The sequence below is a fragment of the Geitlerinema sp. CS-897 genome (genome assembly GCF_028368005.1).
In the GTDB taxonomy this organism is placed as follows: Bacteria; Cyanobacteriota; Cyanobacteriia; order Cyanobacteriales; family Geitlerinemataceae; genus Baaleninema; species Baaleninema simplex.
Map to the genome: position 1 here is coordinate 1 of NZ_JAQNCQ010000026.1, position 9,384 is coordinate 9,384.

9 protein-coding genes and 1 tRNA gene are annotated in these 9,384 nt (G+C 50.4%); 5 read left to right on the forward strand and 5 right to left on the reverse strand.

The genetic code is table 11. The annotated features are described in order from the left end of the window. The coding region (locus POG22_RS01160; protein WP_498903148.1) for a transposase at positions 1-114 on the forward strand (114 nt) is incomplete at its 5' end. A 91-nt stretch (positions 115-205) separates the two neighbouring features. Beyond that, positions 206-1,006: an HAD-IIB family hydrolase gene (locus tag POG22_RS01165; protein ID WP_063715243.1), complete on the forward strand. Its 801-nt coding sequence runs from the start codon at positions 206-208 to the stop codon at positions 1,004-1,006. On the opposite strand, the gene POG22_RS01170 is transcribed toward POG22_RS01165, so the two are convergent. From POG22_RS01170 to POG22_RS01185, 4 genes are all read right to left on the reverse strand, one after another. Next, on the reverse strand, positions 1,003-1,602 hold the full coding sequence (locus POG22_RS01170; protein WP_063715245.1) for a TetR/AcrR family transcriptional regulator: 600 nt from the start codon (positions 1,600-1,602) through the stop codon (positions 1,003-1,005). The genes POG22_RS01165 and POG22_RS01170 overlap by 4 nt on opposite strands. Before the next feature lie 234 nt (positions 1,603-1,836). Beyond that, positions 1,837-2,595: a FecR family protein gene (locus tag POG22_RS01175; RefSeq protein WP_498903143.1), complete on the reverse strand. Its 759-nt coding sequence runs from the start codon at positions 2,593-2,595 to the stop codon at positions 1,837-1,839. 191 nt (positions 2,596-2,786) lie between these two features. Continuing rightward, on the reverse strand, positions 2,787-3,710 hold the full coding sequence (locus tag POG22_RS01180) for a GspE/PulE/PilB domain-containing protein (RefSeq protein ID WP_063715248.1): 924 nt from the start codon (positions 3,708-3,710) through the stop codon (positions 2,787-2,789). Positions 3,711-3,897: 187 nt separating this feature from the next. Continuing rightward, positions 3,898-5,031 carry a HetZ-related protein 2 gene (locus tag POG22_RS01185; RefSeq protein WP_063715250.1) on the reverse strand — a complete coding sequence of 378 codons (1,134 nt, stop codon included), beginning with the start codon at positions 5,029-5,031 and terminating at the stop codon, positions 3,898-3,900. Between the two features lie 812 nt (positions 5,032-5,843). On the opposite strand from POG22_RS01185, the gene POG22_RS01190 reads away from it, so the two are divergent. Beyond that, positions 5,844-5,917 (forward strand) — tRNA-Met (locus POG22_RS01190). Between the two features lie 147 nt (positions 5,918-6,064). On the opposite strand, the gene dxs is transcribed toward POG22_RS01190, so the two are convergent. After that, positions 6,065-7,975 carry a 1-deoxy-D-xylulose-5-phosphate synthase gene (dxs, locus tag POG22_RS01195; RefSeq protein ID WP_498903145.1) on the reverse strand — a complete coding sequence of 637 codons (1,911 nt, stop codon included), beginning with the start codon at positions 7,973-7,975 and terminating at the stop codon, positions 6,065-6,067. 441 nt (positions 7,976-8,416) lie between these two features. Here dxs and POG22_RS01200 point away from each other — a divergent pair, with 441 nt between their 5' ends. After that, a complete protein-coding gene (locus tag POG22_RS01200; protein ID WP_498903146.1) occupies positions 8,417-8,590 on the forward strand; it encodes a hypothetical protein in 174 nt (57 codons plus the stop codon). Positions 8,591-8,701: 111 nt separating this feature from the next. Continuing rightward, positions 8,702-9,067, forward strand: coding sequence for a VOC family protein (locus tag POG22_RS01205; protein ID WP_498903147.1), 366 nt, complete (start codon positions 8,702-8,704; stop codon positions 9,065-9,067). Positions 9,068-9,384: the final 317 nt, after the last annotated feature.

Genomic DNA, 9,384 nt, shown 5'->3' on the forward strand with positions numbered 1-9,384 from the left:
ATTGTGGAAGGTTTAAACAACAAGTTAAAGCTGATTAAACGCAAAGCTTATGGATTTCGTAATTTCTGCAACTTTGAGCTTAGGAGTCAGCTTTCTATGATTTTTTCAGATTGATTCTGCATCTTAAGTTCGGAAGAGCCCTTATCACCTCAAACTCCGAAGACCCAAATTTCGATCTTAAATTGTGAGTGTATTACCAAACATTATGGCTTTTATCGTGTTTACCGACCTCGACGGAACGCTCCTCAACTCTGAGGATTATCGTTACGATGCGGCGCTTCCGGTGTTGCAAGAGTTGAAAAATCGCAAAATTCCCGTGATTCCCGTGACGAGTAAAACTCGGGCGGAAGTAGAACTGTTGCGCCGACAAATCGGATCGAACGATCCCTTTATCGTGGAAAACGGAAGCGGGGTGTTCGTGGCGCGAGGAGACGATCGCTTCGATGTTTCTGATACGGATACTTGGGAAGGATATCACCTCAAACGTTTCGGCTCGACCTATTCGGAAGCCCGACAACAGTTAATGAAGGTGGCGACTCGTTTGGGCGAGGAACTTCACGGCTTCGGCGATTTGAGTCCCGATGAGGTGGTGGAATTAACGGGGTTGTCTCTCGAAGATGCCGAACGCGCCAAAACTCGCGATTTTACGGAACCTTTCGTGACACCGAAAGACCTCTATCCGAAAACCCTCGAAGAAGTGGTGGCCAGCGTGGGCTATCGTGTTGTCGTCGGCGATCGCTTTTCTCATTTAATTGGTAAAAATGCGGGGAAAGGAAAGGCGGTGCGCTGGCTGATCGATCGCTTTCGTCGCGATACGGAAGATTTGGTGACGGTGGGGTTGGGAAACAGCCCTAACGATTTGGAACTTCTGGAAACGGTCGATCGCGCGATCGTCGTCCCCGATATGCTAGGACGTCCCCATCCCCGGTTGAGCGATCGCGGTTGGGAAGTCGCCCCGACTCACGGTTGTCAGGGATGGGCGAGCGTTGTAACGTCGATACTTTAAGGGGCGATCGCTTGGGTTTGTAACGTCGCTAAAATCGATTTCTGAACTCGTTCTAAAGAGTCTCGAGTCGGATCGATTTTGGCAGTAACACGCAATCCTTTTAAGCTACAAGTTAAATATTTAGCCAAGGTATAAACATCTCTCGATTTAGGGATTTCACCTCTGTTTTTTGCGTTGTTTAAGGTATTGAAAAACGCTCGCTCTATTCGTTTAAATTGAGCGCGAATCGATCGAGAAATTTCTGAATCGTTAGGGCAAAATTCGATCGCTGAATTGACAAGCAAACAGCCTTTACACTCTCGATCTGAAAGACTAAATTCAATGATTCTATTAAAAAAATCGACCAGATCGCTCCAAGAAGAATTGGGATCTTCTAAACGCTCGAGCGCCGAACCGACGATCGTTTTGTTGTAATACTCTAAAACTTCACAAAAAAGCGATCGCTTATCGCCAAACGTATCGTACAAGCTTCCACGATGAATTCCCGTACTCTTGACGAGAATTTGAATAGAAGTCCCTTCATATCCATATTGCCAAAAGGTTTTCATAGCTTTTTCGAGTATATCTTCTCGATCGAATTCTTTATAGCGTGCCATAGCGAAAAACTTATTTAAAAAAACAACAGGTGTCTCGAGAATTGAAGAGTCGAGACAAAAACTCGACTAAAAAATCAATAAAGTAGACATTTTGACACAGACTTCAACGTGAAAATGACTTTAAACTACGTCCGATCTGATATTCCGTTTTTGTCGCGATAAGCGCGATACGCGGATCGAGAATACGGGTATAGAAGACAAATATCTCACCCGTATCCCTCGACCTACAGTATATTAAAAGGGAAGGCGAACTGGCGGTTCGACACGAACACCCAATTCTGTCGGACATTGGGGCAAACGAGACGCCACGATCGGCCCGGCGTCTCCAGCTTCTTGGATAAGACGAATTCGCTCTTCGTTACAAATTGCAATTAACTTTTCTTCGTTCGGAAGGCGAACTTCAAATCCTCGGAAAAACGCACCTGCTAAAATTTTAACCAAATCTTCAAAGTCGATCCGACTCACTTCGGGTTCGTCGCGATCGAGGCGTCCGAGTTGCTGCAACTGACCGACTTCGATCTCTTGTCCTCGGTCTGGGTTGCGAACCTGGATATTTCCTTCTAATACTTTAAAGTTTCCCTTATTGTCGTCGGCATCGACAATAAAAATCGTACCGCGCACGTCGACGAGAAATCCCGACAGACAGCCATTGACCGGACCGCTGGCGATGAGTTGTCCGTTCTGAACTTCGACGCACTGACCGACGATAACGGAAGAATCTTCCCCCAACCGTCCGACTGCGAGGTCGTTGATAAATACCAGTCCCGCTCGAGCCTCTTCTGTGTGAACGTTTTGTCCGAAATCGGCGATGCTATCGACGGCGGCTTTTTCTTCTTCGACAAACACTTCGTCGCTATCGAGAATTTCGACGATCGTGGCTTGGGTGATTTGAGCGGTGGCGGAAAAATGGGGAACGGCCACGACAACGGCCGTTAAGGCGGCCAACAATAGGATAAAGAGACGATGTCTGTGGCGTAAAAACAAACGTTGCATCGATGACATGGGTAAGTTTAACTCCTGAACGCGATCGCGCTGCACCCCGATTTTCAGTCACTTTAAAGAGTTTGTAGGGTCGAGCTATCGAATACGAACGCACGGGTTTCGCAAAAGCTCCAAACTTCAATATACTCGAATTTTAAAAGGCGATCGCCGTTGGGCGCGGGTCGAGTATCTATTGGCGACGCTCAGGTGCGATCGCGTAGGGTCGCCATTTCTGCTTCGACGCGTTCGAGAACTTGCGTTAACGCCGGTAACACTTCTAAGGTTTTGTGAGATAAGTTTGGGTTGCGTTCGTAGGCGTTGCGAATTTCTTCGAGCTTTTTTTGCAACGTTTGTGCGGTCAGGAGAACTTCTTGACTGAGATCGATCAGTTTTTGCTGGTTGTAAAACTTGAGCGCAGCCCCGCGCAAGACTTGTAACGTAGCTTCCTCACCGTAGTCTCCGCGCATGACTCGCAGTTTGAGCAACACCCGCGTACTGTTATACAGCCGTTCGAGTTCGACCTCTTTTTGTTGGCGAACGGGAAGCAGGGGTAAGTCTGCAAATCGTTTCAGCTCGTTGATAATACTTTGAAAAATTTCGAGGGGTAGGCGATCGAGTACCGATTGGGGAACGCCATCTTGACTCCACAAAATGCGTCCGCTTTCGGCTTGACGGGCGAAGTGCAACCGTCCGATTCCCCCCATCAAAACTCGTGCGAGGAGTTCGGGGACGATTTGAGCTGGCGCAAGCGTGGCGAGAACGCTTACGGGACTGGCGAGATATCGCGCTTTTATCTGTATCGTAGGCACTTCTGGGGCTTCCTCTTCAGTAACGGACTTGCTGTCGCGTTGCACCGTGGAGGTGTCGGGGGTGCTGTCGGTGGTGTGGTTGAGATACGCCGAGAGAATGGCTTGGTGTTCGCGGGCTGCCATACTCCGAGGTACGATCGAACAGTTGAGATAGCTCAGGAGTTGGCGCAGGTACTCGAGAGCAGCGGTGTCGTCGGGATCGACCATTCCTAGGTAGATGCGACTCCCTTCCATTGAGAGCGGAACGACTTGATGGTACAGACAAACTTCAAACGGGATGAGTTTGTCGATCGAGTTGAAAATCCAATCGGAGTTCATGAAAATCTCATACGAGAATTCACGGAGGGTAAGCCCTCCAAGCTGGGACAGACGCACACCGATGACTCCTCGATAGCTCAAGCAAGCTCGCTCGATCGCACCGCGTTACGAGAGGCACGTACGGCGCAAAACATCGAGCTACGAAGCTATTCTTATCTTAGGTTCGATTTCGGTTTCTGACATCGCGTCATTCCGTAGAATTACGGATTTGTTGGGCGCTCAGATAGAGTTTGCTCCACTCTCCCATGACTTGACTGCTTTTTAAATCGAGGGCTTCGGCGATACGCTCGGGGGTCTCGCCGTCTTTGAGGCGCTCGAGGATCTGTTGCTGTTGGGGAGTGAGGCGATCGCGGAATTGTCGCCACTCGCTGGGGGTCAAACCTAACTGGTGGTCTTGTAGTGAGATCTTCAGCCAACTGGCCACGAGTTCGGGAGATTGTTTGAGGGTAAAGACGCGAATGGCGTGGTAGCTGACTTTTTCGCGCAGTCGGTAGATGTCTCTGACCGGAACGTCGAGCTGTTTGGCGATGTTGTCTTGCGAGTATCCTTGGAGGTACAGGGCGAGCCATTGGGCGGCGAGAGGACTGACATTGTCTTCGAGGTACTGGGCGAATTCTCGGGCGACGAGGTCTCGCAGGGTTTGCTGTTCTTCCCAGGCGCGATCGCTGTCGTATTGGTTTAGGGTTTGGGCGTCGATGAGGTTGACGGTATCGTCGCTGTCGGACGGGGCGACTTCAGCGGAGACGAGACGGATCAGTTCGACGGTGGGAACTTGTGTGAGTCCGCCCCGTTGCGATCGCCGCAGGTAGTTGACGAAGCGATACACCAGCAGGGGTTGGTTGCGTACCGGACGCAAACAGTATTCTTCTAAGCTGGCCAGGACGAGGGCGTTTCGCAAACGGGATTCGTCGGTACAGGTGGCGATACGTTCCATTTCTCGGCGCAGGTAGCGATCGCTGTCGAGCATTTCTTGAACGACCTCTTGTACCACGTCCACCACGGTACGCCGTCGGTCTCGACTGAGGGCGACCCACGTGCGAATTTTGTTTCTCAGCAAGACGAGGCTTCCCAAGCGTCGCACGAGATGGCGATAGCCCGCTTCGGGGGATACGTTGAGATATCGCTGACGGAGGATGTCGTAACGAAATTCCATCGACTGTTCGGCGATTTGGCGTCGGGACTCGTCGAACTCGTCGAGGCGATCGCGATCGCTTCCGAGCAACCAACACACGATACCGCTGTAGGTTTGGCTCGATCGTTCGGGATGTTCTCGCTCGAGGCGCGATCGCCACTGACGCGCTAACGCTTCCGCTCTCCCCATCAGGTTTGGTTCCTTTCTCTGCTGTACGCTTCTTTTTTTATCCTATTGCGATCGCGATCGCGATTTTCAGTTTTGGCAATTTCCTCCCACAACGCGACGAGCCTAGCTGCGACAGCCAGGCTCTTAGGAAACAAGCGATAGAGTTTTCAAACAAATTCGATAGTTTCAACTTCTCGGCGACGCTCCATCTTCACGTCTTCCGAGCGAGAATATTTGACTTTGTACGGAAGGGATGCCGTACAGCCTGTGTCCTCCCCTAGCCCACCCCGCTGCCAAAGCTTGACAAATCGAGTAACTCCAGTTCTATAGCATTGAAGGCGGGCTTTATTTGGGGAGCAACCGAATCAGCACCAGACCCGTTGTTGAGATAGGTTTGTTTTCTAGTGCCACCCCGAAGATTCGGGCGGTCGGAAAAAGAGGGGTCCAGCAATAAACCAAACAGTAACGTTATCTGACGATAAGGTTTACACGCGATCGCTGTTGGCTCCAATATCGATATCCTGCATCGTCTGGTCTTTCCGGACTTCAGGTATGGTTTAACTCCGCACTGTGCGGCGGGCGTACCACTCATTAGCGGCGGTACAGGCTGGAGAACATCAGCGATGAGACAACCAGTTGGGGCGAACACTGAACTATTGTCTCTCTCCCGATTCGAGCGAAGCTTGCTGTTTTTTTCGCTCTACAGTGTTCGATATTTAAGATAACATAATTCTCTGTTATGAAAACCATAACTTAAACTAAATTTACATTTAAGGATTTCCCTTCACAACCCGAAAAAATCTGTTATAGTGGTAAATGCCTGAGAAAAACATGGCTTGGTAGCTCAGCTGGTCAGAGCAGGGGACTCATAAGCCCAAGGTCGTCGGTTCAAGTCCGACCCGAGCCACTTCTAACCCACAACATACAAAACCACCCCGATGGGCGATCGAGCTGATGTAGAGTTCGGTCTGGGATTTCGGCCTGGATATCGACAGCAAGTCTCGAAGCCTTATCGCGATCGGGCGAGCCGAAACCCACCCGATCGCCTCGAACCCTACACGTTAACAGTAGACTTCGACTCGCTGAAAAACGATTTCCGAATCGTCTCAGCCATTTGAGGTGGCGTTAACCCCAGATCCGCTTTCGACTCGTCCGGTTTCGCGTGGTCGACGAGTTTGTCGGGAATTCCCAATCGTTTCACCGGGACCACCACATCTTCGTCCATCAACGCTTCGACGATCGCCGAACCGAAACCGCCCATCAAACAACCTTCTTCGAGGGTGACGACTTTACCGATACGTTGTGCCAGCGGCGCGATCGTCTCCATATCCAACGGCTTGACGAACCGTGCGTTGACCACCGTGGCTTCGATCCCGTGTTCGCTGAGAATTTCGGCAACCTGCAACGCCGGATTGACCATCGTTCCGTACCCGACGAGTAACACGTCGTCGCCACGGCGCAACACTTCACCTTTGCCAATTTCGATGGGTTCCCAGCCTTCTTCCATCAACGGCGCACCGTAACCGCTACCGCGAGGATAGCGCATGGCGATCGGACCTTCGGTGTACTCGACTCCCGTGACTAACATTCGCTGCATTTCCGCCTCGTCCTTCGGTGCCATAATCGTGATGTTGGGAATGCAGCGCAGATAGGCGATATCGTACATTCCTTGGTGAGTCGGACCGTCTGCACCCACAATTCCCGCCCGATCCATACAGAAGAACACGGGGAGATTTTGAATACAAACATCGTGAATAATTTGGTCGAACGCCCGTTGTAGGAACGTCGAGTAAATGGCGACCACCGGACGCATTCCCTCACAAGCCAATCCCGCCGCCAAGGTCACAGCGTGTTGTTCGGCAATCCCAACGTCGATATACTGCTTTGGCAACTTGGCTTGCAGTTTTTCTAACCCAGTTCCCGTGGCCATGGCGGCGGTAATGCCCACAATTTTCGGGTTTTCTTCCGCTAACGTGACCAAGGTTTGGGCGAAAACTTTCGAGTAACTTGGTGGAGTGGGTTTCTTGGAGGGATACGCTTTCCCCGTTGCCAAGTCGAACGGTTTCTGTGCGTGATATCCAACCTGGTCTTTCTCGGCGATTTCGTAACCTTTTCCTTTAACCGTGGCCACGTGAACCAGAACGGGGCCTTCAATATGATGTGCTTTGTTAAAGGTTTCGATCAGTTCCGAGAGGTTGTGGCCGTCAACGGGGCCCATGTAGGTAAAGCCGAGTTCTTCAAAGACAGCGCCGACTTTGGGGATGGCGAGGCGTTTCATCCCTTCTTTGACCCGTTCCATTTCGGGGGTGAAGGTTTCTCCGACAAAAGGTAAGTGTTTGAATTGTTCTTCTAAATTGTCGGTCAGGAACTGCACGGGGTCGCTGAGGCGCATTTTGTTGAGGTAGCGGGGAATCGCGCCGACGTTAGGCGAAATCGACATTTCGTTGTCGTTGAGAACCACCAACAGGTTGGTTTTGGGGAGATGTCCGGCGTGGTTGATGGCTTCGAGGGACATTCCCCCAGTCAACGCCCCGTCTCCGATGACAGCGACACATTTGTAGTTATCGCCTTGTAAGTCTCGGGCTAAGGCCATCCCCAAGGCGGCGGAGATGCTGGTGGAGGCGTGACCGGCGCCAAAATGGTCGAATTGGTTTTCGCAGCGTTTGAGATATCCGGCGACACCGTCTTTTTGGCGCAGGGTATGGAAGCGATCGAACCGTCCGGTGATGAGTTTGTGGGGGTAGGCTTGGTGTCCGACGTCCCAGACGACTTTGTCGCGATCGAGATCGAGGGTTTGATAGAGTCCGAGAGTGAGTTCGACGACCCCCAATCCGGGGCCGAGGTGTCCGCCACTGGCGGCGACGGTTTGTAAATGCTTTTCTCGAATTTGACGGGCAATTTCTTCGAGTTGGTGAATTGACAACCCTTTTAGCTGGTTCGGGTGAGTAATTTCACTCAGATGCATAGGTCAGATTACCTTGGTTCGTTTGTCGTAAAAGGCGGCGGTTCGCCGGTGGAGAGGGGGTTAAGTTTTTTTAACCTATTCATTTCAGTTTGACTTAATTCTTAAAAATAGTACAAGCTTGCCCGAAACTGGCGGTTCCTTAACACAACGAAAACCCCACCGCAAGCGGTGGGGATGACTAACGACAACGGATTGAGAGAGTCGAGAGAGGAAGAGTAGAACGCTTTGTGCGAGAGGGCTTAGGGAATGAAGCGGCGATGTGCGAGTTGTGGGGTGAGGCTGTCTGTCGGTTACACTTCAGGTCGAGATTGAGGGGAGGCGGAAACCAAACTCACGGGTGGGTCGGACGATCCTGCGATCGCTTGGAGTCGGTTGGCGAGACGAACACGAGTCGAGCCTGGGGTTTCGTCCGAAGAGAAGGTTTAAGTTCCGGCTTCGCCGGTGAGACGACTGCCAAGGTACAAAGACGCTGGGTCTACTGGCATCGATCGCTACATCGACTGTAGCGGGGGGAAAAGATACTGCCAGAGCGATCGCGTTGTCGATGGCGTTTCTCTGACGGGGTCTCTCGATGTGACAGGTCGGGAGTGGGTGAACTTCCTAATTTCAGAATAGAAATGTCGAAACGCGATCGCCACTGTCGTTCGATAAACTTTAAACAAGCTTGATTTTAGCCTCCGTAAAAATACTGAAATTGTAAAGCTCGTATAAATTCAAATAGGAACGATGAACATTTCTGAAATTTTCGTGACGATCGCGAGTCATAATGTTGACGAAATGGTTGGGTTTTACGCTCGCCTGTTCGACTGTTCTCCAAAAACACAAATCTTAGGTAAATATGCTGAGTTTTGGATGCCGGGGTTGAAACTTGTAATTTTTAAGCCTCAAAAAACGCATTTTTGCGAGTTCGACGATCCGGCGAGAAGTGGATTGAGTTTGTGTGTCGAAGTGGACAATTTAGAAGACGCGATCGTCCGTTTAAACGATTTGGGTCATCCACCACCGAGAGACATAACAGTGGCGTCTCACGGCCGCGAAATCTATGCTTACGATCTCGACGGCAATCGTTTAATCTTACATGAAAAACGGTAATGTGTTAAATCGCAAAAAATACGAGAAAAATATTTCTTTAATTAAAAAGTTTTTGGATTTATATTTTAACTATAGCAACCCTAAATCATACGGAATCCGAATTTCAAACACTGATTTGCCCCAGTCAGACAAGTCTTTCTCTGTGTCCTCTGTGTCTCTGTGGTGAAGACTTCTTAAAACCTAGTGCAGCGTCAACTCTAAGAATTAGGGTTAACGGGAGTATTGAGGTAATCTGTAGGGAGCGAGCCGGAGTCCCATGCAGAAAAAATACATTGTGCGCCTGACAGCAGAAGAGCGTCATCAGCTACAGGCAGTGA

Excerpts from the sequence above, each read along its gene's own strand:
- POG22_RS01165 (WP_063715243.1), top strand. The coding sequence starts at position 206 with ATGGCTTTTATCGTGTTTACCGACCTCGACGGAACGCTCCTCAACTCT.
- POG22_RS01170 (WP_063715245.1), bottom strand. The coding sequence starts at position 1,602 with ATGGCACGCTATAAAGAATTCGATCGAGAAGATATACTCGAAAAAGCT.
- POG22_RS01205 (WP_498903147.1), top strand. The coding sequence starts at position 8,702 with ATGAACATTTCTGAAATTTTCGTGACGATCGCGAGTCATAATGTTGAC.
- POG22_RS01175 (WP_498903143.1), bottom strand. The coding sequence starts at position 2,595 with ATGCAACGTTTGTTTTTACGCCACAGACATCGTCTCTTTATCCTATTG.
- dxs (WP_498903145.1), bottom strand. The coding sequence starts at position 7,975 with ATGCATCTGAGTGAAATTACTCACCCGAACCAGCTAAAAGGGTTGTCA.
- POG22_RS01180 (WP_063715248.1), bottom strand. The coding sequence starts at position 3,710 with ATGAACTCCGATTGGATTTTCAACTCGATCGACAAACTCATCCCGTTT.
- POG22_RS01185 (WP_063715250.1), bottom strand. The coding sequence starts at position 5,031 with ATGGGGAGAGCGGAAGCGTTAGCGCGTCAGTGGCGATCGCGCCTCGAG.